General features: G+C 49.1%; 15 protein-coding genes. 10 read left to right on the top strand and 5 right to left on the bottom strand.

Annotation, left to right across the window (positions count from 1 at the left end; genetic code table 11):
• Positions 1-4 precede the first annotated feature (4 nt).
• Positions 5-529: a TRAP transporter small permease subunit gene (locus D6M16_RS04405; protein ID WP_120510739.1), complete on the bottom strand. Its 525-nt coding sequence runs from the start codon at positions 527-529 to the stop codon at positions 5-7.
• Between the two features lie 75 nt (positions 530-604).
• Positions 605-1,696, bottom strand: coding sequence for a TRAP transporter substrate-binding protein (locus D6M16_RS04410; RefSeq protein ID WP_120510740.1), 1,092 nt, complete (start codon positions 1,694-1,696; stop codon positions 605-607).
• A gap of 447 nt (positions 1,697-2,143) precedes the next feature.
• Between D6M16_RS04410 and D6M16_RS04415 the strand changes: the two genes are divergently transcribed.
• Positions 2,144-2,395, top strand: a complete 252-nt coding sequence (locus D6M16_RS04415; RefSeq protein WP_120510741.1) for a DUF1289 domain-containing protein — start codon at positions 2,144-2,146, stop codon at positions 2,393-2,395.
• Positions 2,396-2,476: 81 nt separating this feature from the next.
• Here D6M16_RS04415 and rplY read toward each other — a convergent pair whose 3' ends face one another.
• Complete coding sequence (gene rplY / locus D6M16_RS04420) at positions 2,477-2,755, bottom strand: 50S ribosomal protein L25 (protein ID WP_027252308.1); 279 nt, start codon at positions 2,753-2,755, stop codon at positions 2,477-2,479.
• A 345-nt stretch (positions 2,756-3,100) separates the two neighbouring features.
• On the opposite strand from rplY, the gene D6M16_RS04425 reads away from it, so the two are divergent.
• Entirely contained in the window at positions 3,101-5,257 is a 2,157-nt protein-coding gene (locus tag D6M16_RS04425; RefSeq protein WP_120510742.1) for a TonB-dependent hemoglobin/transferrin/lactoferrin family receptor, read from the top strand.
• Between the two features lie 68 nt (positions 5,258-5,325).
• Here D6M16_RS04425 and radD read toward each other — a convergent pair whose 3' ends face one another.
• Entirely contained in the window at positions 5,326-7,068 is a 1,743-nt protein-coding gene (gene radD / locus D6M16_RS04430; RefSeq protein ID WP_120510743.1) for a DNA repair helicase RadD, read from the bottom strand.
• A 122-nt stretch (positions 7,069-7,190) separates the two neighbouring features.
• Positions 7,191-7,685, bottom strand: coding sequence for a GNAT family N-acetyltransferase (locus tag D6M16_RS04435; protein WP_120510744.1), 495 nt, complete (start codon positions 7,683-7,685; stop codon positions 7,191-7,193).
• A gap of 280 nt (positions 7,686-7,965) precedes the next feature.
• Between D6M16_RS04435 and rsuA the strand changes: the two genes are divergently transcribed.
• The 8 genes from rsuA to D6M16_RS04475 all read left to right on the top strand — a co-directional run bounded on the left by rsuA (position 7,966) and on the right by D6M16_RS04475 (position 17,608).
• Positions 7,966-8,655, top strand: a complete 690-nt coding sequence (gene rsuA, locus D6M16_RS04440; protein WP_120510745.1) for a 16S rRNA pseudouridine(516) synthase RsuA — start codon at positions 7,966-7,968, stop codon at positions 8,653-8,655.
• A 340-nt stretch (positions 8,656-8,995) separates the two neighbouring features.
• Positions 8,996-10,186, top strand: coding sequence for a Bcr/CflA family multidrug efflux MFS transporter (locus tag D6M16_RS04445; protein ID WP_120510746.1), 1,191 nt, complete (start codon positions 8,996-8,998; stop codon positions 10,184-10,186).
• A 38-nt stretch (positions 10,187-10,224) separates the two neighbouring features.
• Positions 10,225-10,881: a DUF2913 family protein gene (locus D6M16_RS04450; protein ID WP_120510747.1), complete on the top strand. Its 657-nt coding sequence runs from the start codon at positions 10,225-10,227 to the stop codon at positions 10,879-10,881.
• 200 nt (positions 10,882-11,081) lie between these two features.
• Positions 11,082-12,452, top strand: coding sequence for an MATE family efflux transporter (locus D6M16_RS04455; protein ID WP_120510748.1), 1,371 nt, complete (start codon positions 11,082-11,084; stop codon positions 12,450-12,452).
• A 252-nt stretch (positions 12,453-12,704) separates the two neighbouring features.
• A complete protein-coding gene (locus D6M16_RS04460; RefSeq protein ID WP_120510749.1) occupies positions 12,705-13,541 on the top strand; it encodes a formate/nitrite transporter family protein in 837 nt (278 codons plus the stop codon).
• 105 nt (positions 13,542-13,646) lie between these two features.
• Positions 13,647-15,737: a formate dehydrogenase subunit alpha gene (gene fdhF / locus D6M16_RS04465; protein ID WP_120511868.1), complete on the top strand. Its 2,091-nt coding sequence runs from the start codon at positions 13,647-13,649 to the stop codon at positions 15,735-15,737.
• Positions 15,738-15,888: 151 nt separating this feature from the next.
• Positions 15,889-16,767 carry a 4Fe-4S dicluster domain-containing protein gene (locus tag D6M16_RS04470; protein WP_240435522.1) on the top strand — a complete coding sequence of 293 codons (879 nt, stop codon included), beginning with the start codon at positions 15,889-15,891 and terminating at the stop codon, positions 16,765-16,767.
• Positions 16,760-17,608, top strand: a complete 849-nt coding sequence (locus D6M16_RS04475) for an iron-sulfur cluster-binding protein (protein ID WP_120510751.1) — start codon at positions 16,760-16,762, stop codon at positions 17,606-17,608. The genes D6M16_RS04470 and D6M16_RS04475 overlap by 8 nt, the downstream gene beginning before the upstream one ends.
• Positions 17,609-17,640 lie beyond the last annotated feature (32 nt).

Below are 17,640 nucleotides of genomic sequence, written 5' to 3' on the forward strand. Positions count from 1 at the left end.
TTCCTTATTTTTCGTGGAACAGGCTTGGGTTTACCAGCCGGTTAATGTTATGCAGCAGCATTCCGATCCCCGAAATGGCCATAAAAAGGAAAGAAAGAGGGATCAGACTTTTAATCAGCCAGCGATAAGGTAAACCACCCGGGTCGCCGCTGGATTCTCCCAGTGAATAAGACTCTTTCACATAGTCAATGCCATACCAGTAAACCAAGAGGCAAAAAGGCAGAAGAAAAACGATAGTTCCCAGCAGGTCGATAATGGCGCGGGTTTTAATAGTGAAACGTTCGTAGAAAACATCTACCCGCACATGGCCACCGGCCTTGAGTGCGTAGGGAACACCAAGCAGGAAAACGGCTGAGAACAAGTGCCACTCCATCTCCTGCATGGCAATAGAAACATGGTTAAAGACATACCGCATAACAACGTCATAAAAAACATTGAACATCAGTATGATAAATAGAGTGCTGGCTATCCAGCCGAGCAAATCTGAAAAGCGGTTGATGATTTTTTCGAAGGCTAATAAGCTTCGCATAATGACTCCGTTGCGAGGCAACATTCCAGACTGATAAAGGACATGCACCGGACAGACCGGTGCATGATTTTAGTGTTACTTCTGCTCAGCCTGACTGTCGAGATAGGCTTTATCAGCAATCAGCGTCCATTCACGGGCTTTTTCCAGATAGGCCGCTTGTGAATCCAGGATTTCTTTTGCCAGCGGATCATTCTTGGCCTGCTCTTCAAGCAATTCATCGTTGGCTTGACGAATGGCTGTCATGACATCATCCGGGAAGTTCATCACTTTGATGTTCGGATATTCTTCCTTCATGGTTGACCAGTTCTCGGCACTGGCGTGGGTATTTAAGATATACATGTCATAGGCAGAGAGGCGCATGGCAACGCGCAGAATTTCCTGCAGATCCGCCGGCAGGCGCTCCCAGGATTGCTTGTTGACCAGAAACTGCAGTTCAGTCGCGGGCTCATGCCAGCCGGTATAGTAGTAAGGCGCGATTTTGTGAAAACCCATTCTCAGGTCCAGACCCGGGCCCACCCATTCCAGCGCATCAATGGTACGACGCTCAAGTGCTGTGTAGAGCTCGCCCGGTGCAATATTAGTCGGACTGGCACCTAACTTAGCCAGTACTTCACCGGCAAAGCCCGGAATACGGATTTTCAGACCTTTGAGATCATCAACCGTTTTGATTTCTTTCTGAAACCAGCCACCCATCTGCACGCCCGTGTTACCACCGGGGAATGACAGCAGGTTATGCGGGCCATAGACTTTTTCCATCAGCGCCATGCCGCCACCGTGATAGAACCAGGCATATTGTTCAGCTGCGATCATACCGAAGGGCATAGTGGAGAAATAAAGGGTATTTGGTACCTTGCCTTTCCAGTAATAAGACGCCGAGTGGCCAATGTCATACTGGCCGGCTTTTACCATATCAAACACACCCAGCGGCGCTTTGTGTTTATTGGCAGAATCGATGCGGATCTGCAAACGGCCGTTAGACATTTTTTCTGCCATTTCAGCCATGGCTTTGGTGGTGTCGCCAAAAATAGGAAAGTTTGCGCCCCAGGTTTCAGCCAGTTTCAGTCGATAGACTTTTTCTGCGGAATAAGCGGCGGTACTGGAAAGTAAAACCGCAACCGCGCTGGCTGCCACCAGAGCATTGCGTACAGTGCGTTTTACCAGACTCATGTTTCACGTCCTCATTGTTATTGTGATAGCGGGATAATCCCTATGCAATCAAAGCATTGAACAAACTATAGGCCTGAACAAGCGCAATAACACGGAGTGGATATCAAATAAGATCGTGAAAAATAGCGACTAAGGTATTAAGTATTAATACGTAAGTTATCTATGTGGTTTGTTTTAAATTTATGATTAATAAAGGATAAATGAAGAATCATTTGTTTTGGCTTTTACGGTAACTACGCAGGAAAACCACTGGTAATTATGTTGATTATTTGTAATGGGTGTGAAGTGGCTCACTGATGAGAGGCCCCATCACTTTACCCGGGCGAACTGATGGCTGACTGGCGTTATCAGCATAAAGTCGTTACTATCAGATTGTATGTAATTTAAGCATTTTGTGGTCGTGACAAGCATTTCATCGTATAACACGCAGATAACAGAGGAGGGGATATGGAGCAGTTAGAACTTTTTACCATTCCCAGCCCGTGTATTGGTGTCTGCCAGGTGAATAACAGAGGGTATTGCAAAGGCTGTCTGAGGAACCGTGAAGAGAGATTTCACTGGCAGATAATGAGTAACGATCAGAAGCGGCATGTGATCAAATTATGCCGGCAACGTTATCTGCGTTTACTCAAGCGTAAGCGAGAACTGGAAATGCAGGCCGCGAAAGTGCCAGACAATCCGCAGCAAAATCTGTTCTAGCCTTATAGCTTGTAAGATTGTCAGACACAAAAAAAGCGCCCTCAGGCGCTTTCTTCTTCAGCGTTTTCACACCAAACGCAATTAGATGCGGATGAAGTCCATGTGCTGAACTTTTGGCTTGAATGGGTGACGCTGAATGTCTTGTGGCTTAACGTTCACTTCTTTACCGTCAATTACCAGAGTGATGGCATCGTAGAAGCCTTCTTTATCCATCTGGTTGATCACGTCATCGTGCTTCAGTTCGATTGCAACTGGCGCTTCAGTGCCACCGTAGATGATCGCTGGGAATTTGTTAGTGTGACGCAGGCGGCGGCTCGCACCTTTACCCAGGTCTGAACGTACTTGTGCTTCAAATTTCATGATAACTACTCTTAAGTGAGTGAATAAAAAGAAGGTATTTCAGTAATGCGACCTTACTGAGTACCGTCAAATTGAGCGCGGATACTAACACTCCCTCGTGAAACTGACAAGAAAAAATCCTGACAAGCCCCTTAAACATCGAGAAAATCGTCAGATCTACCCCTGCATAGCTCAATTCTACTTGCAATAAAAAACACACAACACGTTTCATAAATTGGATTTAGTTCGAATAAATTTACTTAATTGTGATCTAAATAACATTGAGATTGATAGTAATTATCATTTGCTTTTGTATAATCGCTGCCAATAACGAACCTAACTGATAAAAAATTGATAGCAGGGATTATGAATCACAAGCAACTTTCATTGATTGCCAGCTCTGTATTGCTGGCCCTTTCTCCTTCATTGCAAGCTCAGGAAAAAAAAGCGTATACAGATGAAATTGTGGTGACAGCCACACGAACTGAACAAAGTATTAAAGACATTCCGGGCTCAGTATCAAAGATCACGGCTGAAGATATGGAAAAGAATCTGGCAAATGATCTGCAAGATGCCCTGAAATACGAGCCCGGTGTTCAGGTAAATGGCAATGGCCGTTTTGGTATTTCTGATTTCACTGTGCGCGGTGTTTCCGGAAATCGCGTGAAAGTGATGGTTGATAATGTGGAGCAACCGGCGGGCTATAATCCGGGGGCCGACCAGATGCGAAAATTCTCTAACGGCATTGAAATTGACACGCTTACAGCGATTGAAGTCAGTAAAGGCCCTGGCTCAAGTCTTTACGGAAGTGATGCCATGGGGGGGACAGTCTTGCTGAGAACGAAAAATCCTGAAGATGTATTACAGACTGGAGAAAACAATCATCTGGCTGTCAAAACTGGTTATGCGAGCGACAGTGATCAATACAAGGCAACCGTTGAAGCGGCGAATCGTACTGGTGCTGTGGAAAGTTTGCTGATTTATACCTATCGGGATGGCCATGAAACAGAAGCGCATGGCGATGGGGCTGATATTGAAGGCAACAGTCGTGGGCAGGCGAACCCGCTGACTTTTGCATCACATAACGTGCTTGGCAAAGTGTATGTTCAGGTGAACGACACCAACCGGGTCGGCTTGGTTGCGGAATATTATACACGTGATACAGATGCCCAGATCCTGAGTCAGGAAAATTACGATGCTGGCGGTGGTTTCATGCCGGGTTTTGTTTACACCAATGTGCGTGGTCATGATGAAGATGATCGGATCCGATTGGGGTTGACCCACGAATGGCAGGCGAATCTTGCCGTTGCGGATGCCGTAAACTGGGCGTTGAACTGGCAGCGTAGTGAGAGTAAACATGATAACTACGATCATACGGATAGATATGGTCATCGGAATCGCTACCGTAGCGGTGAAGACTCCAGCATTCAGTTTGATACGCAGTTTAATAAAGCTGTTGCATTCTCCGATACTCGTCATGAGCTGACTTATGGCTTGAGTGTTGTACAAAATGAGTTCGAGCTGGATTATAGAGACTACTTCCTGGATTCCGGGACCGTGAAACCTGGCCCGGTAGAAGTGCCCAATGCAAAATCCGTGAAATACGGTATTTTCTTGCAGGATCAACTGTATTTAATGCAGGATCAACTGGTCGTGACCGGTGGTCTCCGTTACGACAACTATCAGGCTGAACCTGCCAATTCTTCAGGTCTGCCTGAACATGATAGTGATGCAGTGACGGGGCGTCTGGGGGCGGTATATCACTGGACGGAAAGTTTCAATACTTACGCTCAGATCAGTCAGGGCTTCCGTTCACCAACCCTTGGTGAAATGTATGAAGATAAAGATAACAGGGCACATGGCTACAAAATTGTTGCTAACCCGAATCTGAAACCAGAAAAAAGCCTTGCTTACGAAATCGGTGCAAGATCACAGGGGCGCATCGGTTCAATGAGTATCGCGGCTTTTTACACCGACTATAAAGATTTCATTGCTTCCCAAACTGAGGTGGTCAGCGGTATTCAAATTATCAGCAATGAAAACTTAGATGCAGCCAAGATTTATGGTGCGGAATTCGCGTCTGAACTCTGGCTGGACGAAGCACTGAACGCGCCAAGCGGTACTTACGCAAAAGTCTCTCTGGCTTATCAGGAAGACGAAGACAAGAAGACGGGTGAGGCCTTAGACTCTGTTTCGCCATTTACATCAGTTGTGGGGCTTGGCTATGACGCGCCAAGTGGTGACTGGGGCAGTGAAATCAACGCGGTTTATGTTGCATCGAAATCTGGCTCAGACTGGTCGAGTGACACCAATGTTGATGCACCAAGCTACACTGTGGTTGATCTGATTGCGTATTATACGCCGACTGAAAATCTGATGGTGCGTGCAGGTCTGTTTAACGCATTCGATAAAAAATACTGGCGTTATCAGGATGTTGAAGGCTATAAGTCGACTGAAGAAGGCTTAGACCGCCATACACAGTCTGGTCGTAATTGGGGTGTGAATCTGGACTACGCATTCTGATTTTTTGTAGAAGATATTGCCAGACAGGAGCCGCACGATAGTGCGGCTTCTTCGCATCTATCGCAAGGTTACTGCTTGTACTGATCCAGGTCGAACAGCTTATCCCGGATTGCCCAGAAGCGTCCGCTTTTGCGGGCAATAATGATTTCCGGTGGGCGAAGCCTGTGTTCGTTGCTGACCACCTTGGTGGGCGCTGTCTCGGTAAAGGGGCGATGGCGGTCGACCAGATGCGGATTGATGAATTTCTTCAGGAATTCTGATTTCTGGGTTTTGTTCGTCAGTTGCCAGGTTTCACTGAGCTGGCCGTCCTCTTCACTGAAATAGGTCACTTTCAACTGAGGTTTGCCGTACTGGTTTTTACCTGGCTCCAGCTGCATGTCGGTACATTTCATGATCATGGCGTCTTTGAGCTTGAGCGCATCCCGCAGTTTTTTGTCCGGATCGACCATCACGGCATCGCACTGATGACAGCGCCGGGCAGCAATATCGTTATCTGCACCGCATTCCTCACAGTATTTGGCCCGGAAGCGGTAGCCACATTCCTCCCGTTCACCGGTGTCATCATCTTCAAAATAACCCTGACAACGGCGGCCATAATGTTCTATGAGAAATCCGGCCGGGTCGAGCTTGCCCCAGAAACTGTTTTTAAAGCCGCAAGCCGGGCAGGGCACCATGATGACTTCACTGCTACTGTCCGGTTTGGGATCGCCGACTTCCGGCTGATAAAGGTCATAACAGTTCCCGGCATATTCGAGTACCAGGCAGTCTTTTTTACCTTCGGCCAGCCGCAAACCACGACCAACAATTTGCTGGTACAGGCTGATAGATTCGGTCGGGCGCAGGATAGCAATCAGATCCACATGGGGGGCATCAAAGCCTGTGGTGAGTACAGAGACGTTCACCAGAAATTTGATCTGCTGATTCTTGAACTCGGTAATGATGCGATCCCGCTCTTCAAGTGGGGTATCACCGACCACAAGCGCGGCAGATTCATTGGTCAGATAACCCATGATTTCTTTGGCGTGATTAACCGTGGAGGCGAAGATCATTACTCCTTTGCGGTCTTTGGCGTAATCAATGACCTGCTCAATGATCATGGGTGTGGCGCGCGCCGATTTGGCAATTACAGCGTCCAGATCCGCTTCACGGTAATGACCATGATTGGCAGGTTTGAGGCTGGAAAAATCGTACCCAATTACCGCCATATCCATGATTTTGGGTTCGGTCAGGAAGCCTTCATCCAGCAGATAGCGGATCGGCAGTTCAAAAATGCAGTCACGAAAGAAGCGATCCTGCTCGGTACGCACCTGACCGCGGGTGTGATATTTGTAGATCCAGCCCATACCCAGCCGGTAGGGTGTGGCGGTCAGTCCCAGAATCTTGATGCCGGCATTTATGGCCTGAAGGTGCTGGATCACACGCTGGTAAGCACTGTTTTCATCGTCCGGCACGCGGTGGCATTCATCGATGACCAACAAAGAAAATTCTGCATCAAACTGATCCAGACTGTTCACCATAGATTGCACCGAGGCAAACACTACCTGCTGATCGGTTTCTTTTCGCCCTAATCCGGCAGAAAAAATCGATGCCTTTAAGCCGTAGCTTTCATACTTGGCATGATTTTGCTCGACCAGCTCTTTCACGTGCGTCAGCACCAGTACTCGGCCCCGGGCAATCCGGGCCAGTTCGGCAATCACCAGGCTTTTCCCGGCACCTGTCGGCAGCGCCAGCACCGCCGGTGTGCTGTGTTTACGGAAATAGTGCACTGTGGCTTTCACACAGTCTTGCTGATAGGGACGCAGGGTATACATGGATTTGACTTGATTGATGAACAGCGAAGAGGAGTGTAACGGCTTTAAACTGCGGGAGACAAGTCTTGGTGTGAAGAGTGTAACCAGGGCTCGTAGTGCAGAGCCCCGTTTTCATGTCAGATTCAGGAAGCCATATTCAGTGGCAGCTTTGACGGTTTGATCGTTTTGGTCATCATGCAGAACTGGCGGCGCGGAATGAAATCGTGCTTCTCATAGAAGCTGCGGGCGCCTTTGTTACCTATGTTCACTTCAAGAGTCAGTGCATGTACACCTGCTTCTGCACAGTGGTGTTCAATCTGCGGCATAAGTTCAGTACCAATGCCTTGCTGACGCCATTCGGATTTCAGGTAGAACTGATCAATCAGGGCGATCCGCCCGCCGTGTTCAAGGCTGAAGCTGTAACTCAGGATAATATGACCGGCAATCATGGTATTGCCTTCATGTTCAACTTCAATAAACCAAACCTGACCCAATTCAGGATTGTTCAACATCTGGTGGACTGCCTGTGTGGTTTGCTCGCGCTTTTGTGGCAGGACTTCATATTCAAAGAGTTCCCCAACTAGTGTAAGCAGCATGTCCACAGAAGACAGGCTAGGCGCTACAAGTGAGATGTTCATAAGTCAACCTTAGTTGTTCGGTGTTTTGATGGCACAGTGATGAGTTCTTCAAGGTGTTTATACGGATAACTCATGCCCTCTGTCTATAAGTGAAGACCGTGAAAATGGAGAAATGTTCTACTTTTTGAGCTTAGTGGCAGTTCAGGCAATGCAATGTAAAAATTTGTGATCAGGGGTTGCAATTAGTGATATTGCTTCAGCTGGCTCAGGTTTGAGATTTCACGTGCAACACGCAGGCCAGGTTTTTATAATGGCGCTTTTGCAACACTCGGAGCCTGCAATGCGGCTTGATAAATTTTTATGTACCGCCCTGGGAATTACCCGTAAGGAAGCCGGTAAAATACTCAAAGAAAAAAGAGTAGAAGTGAATGGTGAGATCGTCAAAAACGGTGCACTGAAAATCACCGATGCCTGTGAGGTTGAGTTTGATGGTAACTCGCTGCACATGACGGGTCCGAAATATTTTATGCTGAACAAGCCTCAGGGCTATGTGTGTTCACATGTTGATGATTTTAATCCGACCGTTTTTGTATTGTTAGATGAAGTCAGCCCGGAAAAACTGCATGTAGCGGGCAGACTGGATGCCGACACCACAGGCCTGGTGCTGCTGACGGATGACGGCCAGTGGTCACACCGTATCACGTCGCCGCGCCACGTCTGCGAGAAAGTCTACTATGTGGAAACGGCTGATCCTATTCCGGCCTCAGCAATCAGCGAGTTTGCCGAAGGCGTACAACTGCGCGGTGAGAAAGAGCTGACCCGGCCAGCAAAACTGGAGATTCTTGAGGAGTGCGCGGCACTGATCACTATCTCTGAAGGGAAATACCATCAGGTGAAGCGCATGTTTGCCGCGATTGGCAATAAAGTGGTGGCGTTACATCGTGAGCAGGTCGGCGCTGTGGTGCTGGATGACGATCTGGAACCTGGCGAGTATCGTCCTCTTACGAAGGAAGAAATCGCCAGCTTCTAATCTGTCAGTGACTGAGCGACTTTGAGTATTATAGCGACTTAGTGGTTTAACAACGTAGTGGCATAGCGAGAAGGCGTCGGCCCTGTAGGGGTATCGGCGCCTTTTTAGTACCTGTTTTCGTTCTGTTCCGGCCGATAGAGAAAAAACAGCGAAACTTCGCTGTCAGGCAACATAGTCGCGATTTCTTGGTCAATACTTGAACTTTGTGATAACGCACATCACAATTTTTCGCTAGTACGCCATAAAAAGAAACTTATCATTTCCTGTCGGGAAAGATTTAAGTAGTGGAAATTGTCGTACAATCTCTCCCTTTCCTTTTCAATATGCTAATAAGTGGTTTATGAATAAATCTGACAGTCCTGGCCTGAGCTTTTCGCTGATCCTCATTCTGGGGGCAATCGCCGCACTCACCCCGCTGGCGATTGATATGTATCTGCCTGCAATGCCAACTATCGCCAAAGATCTGGGCGTGAGCCCCAGTCTGGTGCAGGTGACCCTGACAGCGTATACCGCAGGCTTTGCCGTTGGACAGCTTATTCATGGGCCGCTTTCAGATAGCTATGGCCGGCGTCCGGTACTGATAATCGGTGTGATGTTGTTTGCACTGGCGGCAGTGGTCAGTGCAATGAGCCATAACATTAATGAACTGACCTGGATCCGTGCCGCACAAGGCTTTGCCGGGGCCTCTGCCGCTGTCATCATTCAAGCGCTGGTGCGCGATATGTTTGAAAGGGAAGAGTTCGCCCGCACCATGTCTTTTGTCACCCTGGTGATGACAATTGCTCCTCTAGCCGCCCCAATGATGGGGGGATATTTGTCGGTCTGGTTCGGCTGGCGTTCCATTTTCTGGTTCCTGGCACTGTTTTCAGTGATTGTCATTCTGGCCGTGCTGAAAATGATCCCTGAAACCCTGCCGGCCGAAAAAAGACTGCCGTTTCATTTGGGTTCCACACTCAGAAACTATGCGCGTATGCTGACATCAGCCCCTGCACTTGGCCTGGTGGTGAGCAGCGGCTTTTCGTTCGCGGGCATGTTCGTTTTCCTGACCGTCGGCTCTTTTGTGTACATTGATCTGTACCATGTCAGCACGGAAAACTTTGGTTTGCTGTTTGGCCTGAACGTGATCTGCCTGATTGTGATGACCACTTTAAATGGCAAGCTGGTACGCAAAATGGGCTCGCATTTTATGCTGCGTTTGGGCCTGATCATTCAACTGATTGCCGGGGCAGGACTGATCGCAGGACAAGTGTTCGAACTGGGTCTGTGGGGTGTCGTTGTTCCTGTTATGTTGCTTGTGGGTGCGATTTCTACCGTCGCCAGTAATTCAATGGCTTGTTTGTTAGCCAAGTATCCGCACATGGCGGGTACGGCTTCGTCTTTGGCTGGTACAATGCGTTTTGGCACAGGTACTGTGGTGGGCGGCATTGTGGCGGCAATGCCGGATACTACAGCCTGGCCGCTGGCAGGCACGATGGCCGCTTGTGCAGTGTTAGCCTGCTTGTTTTATTGGGGACTGGCGAAAGACGCCTGATACCTGTGATTGAATAAGAGTATCTGAAAGTAAATATTATGGCTGTGTTTTATCAAGAGCTGAACAAACTGGTGAATGAAGGTCTGGCTGAGTTGCAGTCTTCTGTTGCATCAGGCAAAACCCCCAATAATCCGGTGAGCGAAACGCACTTCATGAGTGCTTGGATCACCAAAGTCATTAAACAGCAACGCTATGATCATTGTGTGGCAAAAACCCTGCTTGCCTGGCAGCAGATGGCTCGAAGTATGGGCAAGCAGGCACAACTTAAGCTTAAATTTCAACATCTTGCATGGGCGTTGTCGGGTGTGCTGAGCGACGAAGGCACTACCAGTCCGGTAAAAGCTGAGCAGCTGGAGGCCTTGTACCATACGCTGCAGCAGCTCGATTGGGTGGTAGCGACAGAATACGAAGTGAACCGTAAAGTGACGCACCATACCGATGGTCAGGCGTCGTTGGTGGTGTGTACGAAGCAGCTAAAAGAAGCGTTTGATGAGGCTGGGGTACTGGCTAAGCCATTATCTGTTTATGTTCGCGGAAATACCCAGCAATGTATTGATTCGGCCTACCAGCAAGGATTATTACTGTACAAAGTCACTGACTATAAATCGCTGGTGAAATATCACGGGGAATATCTTCTTTATCCTGATAATGCAGGAGACTACCTTCCCGAACTCCCCACGCGAACAGCAGATTAAGAGATATCAAAATGCAGCGAAGTCGCTGCATTTTTTTATATTTATTATTCTGATCGTGGTTTGTAATCTGTGGGTTTGAATGAAGCACCGTGCGGATCTGGCCGTTTCTCTCTTGGGATTACAACTTGTGATTTGAAAGGGGCAGTATAAAATCTGGCCTGTCGCTTTTCTTATGCTCTCCTTATTTCTCAGGAATATGTATGTCGTCATCTGCTTCCCCCTTATTTGACGGAGTGTTTGTGCGTCGCCTGCTGGCGATTGCTTTTCCGATCGCTTTACAGGTTATGCTGTTTTCCAGCCGTAGTCTGGTCGATATTCTGATGCTGGGTCAGTTAAATGAGCTGGATGTGGCGGCAATTGGTATTGCTGGCCGGGCACTGTTTGTGGTCACCATTATGCTGTTCGGGGTGACGACAGGCGGGGCATTACTGGCAGCCCAGTATTGGGGGGCAGGCAATCAGCACGGGATGAAACAGAGCGTTGCGCTGACGCTGACGATGACAACCCTGGTTGCCACTCTGGCTGCATTAGTCTTTCTCGTGCTTCCTGAGCAGGTGATCGGGTTGGCGACAAATAACCCTGAGGTGATTGCCCGGGGCGCCGAGTACCTGCAAATTACGGCTGTGAGTTTGTATGCTGTGTCGTGGGGCAGCAGTGTCTCTGTCGGTTTGCGGGCGATGCATCAGCCTGGAATCAGCACGCTGTTCAGTGCTGTGGGTATTACGCTTAATCTGTTTCTTAACTGGGTACTGATTTTCGGTAATCTGGGGATGCCGGCTTATGGCATTGCCGGTGCTGCTTGGGCAACGGCCATCAGCGGTCTGGTCGAAATCGCCTTGTTATTCAGTTATCTGCACCTTAAGGATCACCCGATTGCGCTGCGCTGGTCGCTGTTTCCTGAAGTGCTTAATGCTCAGATGATAAATCGCTTTCTGAAACTGTCGTTGCCAACCACCTTTAACCACCTTGCCTGGTCTGGCGGGATTTTCATGTATCACGTCATTATCGGGCAGGCTGGTGTCGATGGTTTGGTGGCCTTATCTGTAATGACGCCTATTGAGTCACTGGCGCTGGCGTTGCTGATTGGTATATCCAATGCGTCAGCAGTGCTGATTGGCAATCAATTGGGCGGCAGTAATATGGCGCAGGCTTACCGGCAGGCCTGGGCCGTCACTGTGATCAATTTTGGCTTTGCTGTGGTCACGGCAGGGCTCATGTTCCTGATTCGCGATCCTGTGCTGGATTTGTTTGCTGCCATGACGCCGGAAACCCGGGATCTGACCGAGCATTTCTTCATGATTTTCTGCGTCGGCATGATAGTGAAAAGCCTGCCGATGACCATGATAGTGGGGGTGTTACGGGCTGGCGGTGATATTCGTTTCTGCTTTTATCAGGATATTGCAGCGCAATGGATGATAGGGATCCCACTGACCGCATTTTGTGCCTTTGTGCTGAAACTGCCGCTGGAATGGGTATACGCCATGCTGGTATTAGAAGAAGTGGTGAAAATTATTGGTTCCAGCATACGTATCCGCTCAAAAGCCTGGATGAATAATCTGGTGGCCGGCTAATAACAGCCTGCTTTGTCGCTGAATATCGCACGGAGCAGAGTGTGGAAAGGCGCAGCCGTGCCTTTTAACTTAATTGTGAGAAGGCGTGCCAAATGGAAAGGTCTTCTTCAACTGATTGTTAAGTATTGAAAAATGGCATTAAAGACAGAATAAGCAGACAGAGTCCGGCCGGATCACTGTACTAGAATTATCCATGACAGATACGACTTCCGTTTAGCATCTTTGATCTTATGTCTTTGACCGGAGTGAACCATGGCTGATCTTTTTGGGTTTGATGCCTTTTCACCGAAGCAAATCGCTGAAAAAGTGGACAGTATAGGCGTGATTAAAGCCCGCCTGCCACTGTTGTCTATGGTTATGCTGGGTATACTTGCGGGGGCCTTTATTGGCTTGGGAGCCTTGTACTTCGTGGTGATCAAGTCTGACGCGAGTCTGGGTTTTGGCACCAGTCAGATGTTGGGGGGCATCGCATTCTCACTGGGGCTGTTGCTGGTGGTGGTCGCAGGTGCTGAGCTGTTTACCGGTAATAACTTACTGGCGATGGCCTGGGCAGACAAAAAGATTTCGACGGCTGAGTTGCTGACGAACTGGCTGGTGGTATGCGGTTCAAACTTTATCGGGGCAGCGGGCCTGGCTGTTTTGGTGTATGCATCGGGGCATACAGAATTGAATCACGGGCTAATTGCGGAGCGTTATCTGCAGATTGCTGAAGTAAAATGCAGCTTACCGTTCTGGAGCGCATTTTTCCGAGGTGTGTTGTGTAACATTCTGGTTTGTATGGCGATCTGGATGGCAATGGCCGGGCGAAGCGTTTTTGATAAAGCGGTCGCAATTGTTTTTCCGATATCCGCATTCGTCGCGGCGGGCTTTGAGCATAGTATTGCGAATATGTTTTTCATTCCATTAGCCATGTTAATTCAGGCCTTTTCCGAAACGGCTGACGTGTCTGGCTCGGTGGGCTGGTTGGGTCTTATCTATAACCTGATCCCTGTCATTCTGGGGAATCTGGTGGGCGGAAGTGTCTTAGTTGGCCTGGTGTATTATGTGATTTACCTGAGAAAGCCGGTATCTGCTCAGAATAAAGAGTAACGAGTGTTTAAGAGAGAAAAGGGAGAATAGTGTACCGGCGTTAATCCGCTTCGTGCTGGATTGCTATACTCAATGCCAGAACCCGTTGATTGATTGTTGATGGTAATGGCTTCTTCAAGAGTGAAAACAGTCTGTCCTTTTTGTGGTGTCGGTTGCGGGATCAATCTGAAAATGGATGAACAGGGCAACCTGACTGGGGTTGAACCTCAGCAAAGTCATCCAGTGAGCCGCGGAAAGCTGTGTGAAAAAGGCTGGAGCACGGCCTATGCGATTCGACCTGAAAACCGGATTATTGAGCCGCTGAAGCGGATACATGATCGTTTCTATCCCATCAGTTGGGATCAGGCATTGAATGAAATCAGTGAGGCAATAAGGGATATTCAGGCTGAGTCCGGCCCTGATGCTGTGGGGGTTATCAGCAGCGCACGCGCAACCAATGAAGATAACTATGCCGCTCAAAAATTTGCCCGAGTCGTCCTGAAGACCAACAACATTGATCATTGTGCCCGTATTTGCCACAGCCCCACGGTTGCCGGGTTAAAACAAACCTTAGGCTCCGGTGCGATGACTAATAGCACCAAAGATATTTTCGAAACCGAGCTGATTGTCGTGATCGGTGCGGATCCGACGGAAAATCACAGTGTTTTGGGCGGGCAGGTGATTGAAGCCCGGCTAAGAGGGGCGAAATTGGTGGTCATTGATCCCCGAGTGACCCGGCTGGCTAAAATGGCGGATCTGCACCTTCAACTCAAACCGGGCAGTAACATCGCGCTCATCAATGCGATGTTGCACGTTCTTATCAAACAAAAGCTGTATGACGCGTCTTTTATCAGTCAGCGCTGTGAAGGTTTTGAAGCCCTTGCACGCAGTGTAGAGACAATCACGCCTGAGCTGGCTGAACTGAGTACAGGCATCAGCGCAGCCAAAATCCGGGCAGTCGCGGAACTCTATGGTCAGGCCAAAAACGCCATGATTCTGTACGGCATGGGAATTACCCAGTTTGTCAGCGGGACGTCGAATGTCATTGTACTGTCTAATCTGGCTTTGGTTTGTGGTCAGATTGGTCGTCCCGGTACCGGTATCAATCCGTTACGCGGGCAGAATAATGTGCAGGGCGCATGCGATATGGGCTGCCTGCCGAATGTATATCCTGGCTATCAGGCCGTTGAGGATACCTCTGCGCAAGACAAGTTTGCACAAGCCTGGGGAGAGCCGGTCGCTACCCGGCTAGGGCTGACTTCGCTGGGAATGACTAAAGCGGCACTGGCCGGTGACTTTCGTGGTTTAATTTTATTCGGCGAAGATCCGGTAGTGACTGATCCTGATCAGAATCATGTCCGCGTGGCCATGAAGAAAATGGACTTGCTGGTGGTTGCTGAATTGACGATGACGGAGACAGCCAAGCTGGCAGATTACATTTTGCCAGCGGCATCCTTTGCGGAAAAAGACGGTTCTTTTACTAACTGCGAGCGGCGGGTACAGCATATTGCTCAGGCTGTGCAGCCACCGGGTTCAGCGATGGGCGACTGGCAATGGTTAAAGGCATTGGCTGAGAAATTAGGCAGCCATGCGCTCAGCTGGACAAACAGTGAGGCTGTGTTCGATGAGATGACCTCGCTGACGCCGTCTTATCAGGGAATGAGCTATTCAGGAATTGAGCTGGCTCATGGTTTACAGTGGCCCTGCAATCAGGATGCACCGCAAGGAACGGCTATATTACATCAAACGACTTTTCCTATTGGTAAGGCACGACTGATCCCGGTACACCAGATTGATATTGATGAAATGGCCGACGAACAATATCCATTCATCCTGACAACAAACCGGCTCTCTTGTCATTACGGTTGTGGTTCGATGACCCGGAAATCTCCCTTGCTGGAACGGGAAACACCAGTGGGACTGCTTTTCATCAACCCGGAAGATGCCAGGACGCTGAATATTCAGCGTTTCTCGCCAGTGGGGATTCGTTCTCGTCGGGGCTATGTCGAGACTCGCGCTATGATCACCGATGACGTTCCTCCGGGCCTGGTGGCTATGCCATACCATTTCAAAGAAGCACCGTCGAATCAACTGACCAATACCGCGCAGGATCCAATCACGAAAATGCCTGAGCTGAAAGCATGTGCCGTATCTGTAGTGCCATTACCCCCGGGGCAAGCGCCTAAAGATATAGAGCAATTATTGGAGGGGATGTAAGATGCGGCAGTATTTACTTCACTCACTTCAGGATCTGCAAGCGCACCTATCCCAGACCCGTCAGCTGTATCAGGTCGTTGATAAGGGGGGGGAATCCTATTGGCAGTCTGAAGTTCAAGCCCCATTTCCCCCACTGAGTCAGCAGAGACCGTTGAGTTCAGCCAAAAGCTTTTTCTTTGCCGAACAGGAGACCTTATATGTCTTCGATGGCCAGTTTTTTCGTGAGACCATTTATAAACCGGAACCTTTTGTATTGTTCGGGGTTCAGAGTTGCGATCTGATGGCAATTCACTATCAGGACATATTTTTCGAACAGGATCCTTATTATCAGGCTCGGCGGCAACAAGCCTTGTTGGTTGGCGTGGATTGTGTTCTACCTTGTCAGAATGGATTTTGCAATCTGGTCGATGCCGGACCGGGAGTCAGAGATAGCACGGCCGATCTGATTTTGCATCCGCTGGAAGATGATTGCTGGTTATTGATTGTGGTGACAGATTCTGGTAATGCCGCCTTGCAGGGGCTGGTGCTGACACCTGCAACAAGTCGGGATAAAAATTTACGCTGGGACAACCTTACTCACTGTGAACAGCAGTTCGACGATCACTCTTATATTCCGGAAGGCATTGAAAAACTCAATCGTGGCCAAGTGTCCGATGAGTTCTGGCAACAGGTCGCAATACAGTGCATTGCTTGTTCCGGTTGCACCACCTTGTGTCCGACCTGCTCTTGTTATGGCACACAAAATCAGGCTGTGTCGCAAGACGACTCTGATAAGCTGTCGACTCAGGCCCGCCAGGTACGCTTCTGGGATTCTTGTTTATACGAAGGGTTTCAGCGTGAGGCCAGTTTCCATAATCCCGCAGAGCAGGCCGGCGAAAGAGTGAAGCGTTTTTGGTACCACAAATTCAGTGATGATTATTTGCCTGAATTTGGTCGGTATGGCTGCATCGGTTGTGGGCGGTGTGAGCAGACTTGCCCGGGTGTTATAGGGGTGCATTCGGTCATGAAAAGGATAGTGAAAGATGCATAGTCTCACGCCAACAGCTGTTCGTCTGATCGACTTTTATGATGATGGTGAGCACGCCCGCCATTTCACATTTCGTTTGTTGGACACGGCAACTCAAACCACGAAAGTGCAGCAAGACTGGATGAGGGCGAAAACAGGACAGTTTTTCATGCTCTGTCTGCCTTCTGTCGGAGAAGCACCGTTTACTTTTACACAACTTCCTGATCAACATGGGACTTTTCGGGCGCTGGTCCGAAGGATGGGCAGTGTTACTTCAGCATTGTTTGAGCTTGAAGTAGGGCAGATCCTCGGAGCTAAAGGGCCTTACGGTAAAGGCTGGCCCATGGAGAAAGTGTGTCATAAAAGGGTACTGGTTGTGGGTGGGGGCTGCGGCCTGGCACCTTTAGTCGGGGTGGTGAATCAGCTCGTTGAACAACAAAGTTACACCCAACTGATGGTAGTGTATGGGGCTCGCAGCCGTCAGGCGAAGATGCTGACGCCGGAGCGCAGGTCTTGGCAGCAGGTCATCCCAGTTTTCAACATGATTGAAGATGGTGACATCGAACAGGGTGAAAATGAATCAGGCGGTACACCGGTCGATATCCTTGCCACGGTGCTCAGCCAGTTTGATGAAGGTCCGGACGTGGTGCTGCTGGCCGGTCCGCAAGCAATGATGTTTGCGGTGGCAAAGCATCTGGTTGCCAGCGGTGTGTCTGAACAGGCCATTTATCTGTCGATAGAGCGTCGCATGCACTGCGGGGTCAGAACCTGCGGGCACTGTTACCTGAAGGACAAGTATGTGTGTTCTGATGGCCCTACTTTTCGCTGGGATGTCTTGAAACAGTACATCTCAGAGAGTTCTTAAATCGCGTACACACTATTGTCCGGACCTGTTGC

The sequence above is a fragment of the Photobacterium salinisoli genome (assembly GCF_003614885.1).
Taxonomy (GTDB): domain Bacteria; phylum Pseudomonadota; class Gammaproteobacteria; order Enterobacterales; family Vibrionaceae; genus Photobacterium; species Photobacterium salinisoli.

What these genes read in the sequence shown, in the direction of transcription:
- D6M16_RS04405 (WP_120510739.1), bottom strand. Translation starts at nt 529, where the DNA reads ATGCGAAGCTTATTAGCCTTCGAAAAAATCATCAACCGCTTTTCAGAT.
- D6M16_RS04410 (WP_120510740.1), bottom strand. Translation starts at nt 1,696, where the DNA reads ATGAGTCTGGTAAAACGCACTGTACGCAATGCTCTGGTGGCAGCCAGC.
- D6M16_RS04415 (WP_120510741.1), top strand. Translation starts at nt 2,144, where the DNA reads ATGGAGCAGTTAGAACTTTTTACCATTCCCAGCCCGTGTATTGGTGTC.
- rplY (WP_027252308.1), bottom strand. Translation starts at nt 2,755, where the DNA reads ATGAAATTTGAAGCACAAGTACGTTCAGACCTGGGTAAAGGTGCGAGC.
- D6M16_RS04425 (WP_120510742.1), top strand. Translation starts at nt 3,101, where the DNA reads ATGAATCACAAGCAACTTTCATTGATTGCCAGCTCTGTATTGCTGGCC.
- radD (WP_120510743.1), bottom strand. Translation starts at nt 7,068, where the DNA reads ATGTATACCCTGCGTCCCTATCAGCAAGACTGTGTGAAAGCCACAGTG.
- D6M16_RS04435 (WP_120510744.1), bottom strand. Translation starts at nt 7,685, where the DNA reads ATGAACATCTCACTTGTAGCGCCTAGCCTGTCTTCTGTGGACATGCTG.
- rsuA (WP_120510745.1), top strand. Translation starts at nt 7,966, where the DNA reads ATGCGGCTTGATAAATTTTTATGTACCGCCCTGGGAATTACCCGTAAG.
- D6M16_RS04445 (WP_120510746.1), top strand. Translation starts at nt 8,996, where the DNA reads ATGAATAAATCTGACAGTCCTGGCCTGAGCTTTTCGCTGATCCTCATT.
- D6M16_RS04450 (WP_120510747.1), top strand. Translation starts at nt 10,225, where the DNA reads ATGGCTGTGTTTTATCAAGAGCTGAACAAACTGGTGAATGAAGGTCTG.
- D6M16_RS04455 (WP_120510748.1), top strand. Translation starts at nt 11,082, where the DNA reads ATGTCGTCATCTGCTTCCCCCTTATTTGACGGAGTGTTTGTGCGTCGC.
- D6M16_RS04460 (WP_120510749.1), top strand. Translation starts at nt 12,705, where the DNA reads ATGGCTGATCTTTTTGGGTTTGATGCCTTTTCACCGAAGCAAATCGCT.
- fdhF (WP_120511868.1), top strand. Translation starts at nt 13,647, where the DNA reads ATGGCTTCTTCAAGAGTGAAAACAGTCTGTCCTTTTTGTGGTGTCGGT.
- D6M16_RS04475 (WP_120510751.1), top strand. Translation starts at nt 16,760, where the DNA reads ATGCATAGTCTCACGCCAACAGCTGTTCGTCTGATCGACTTTTATGAT.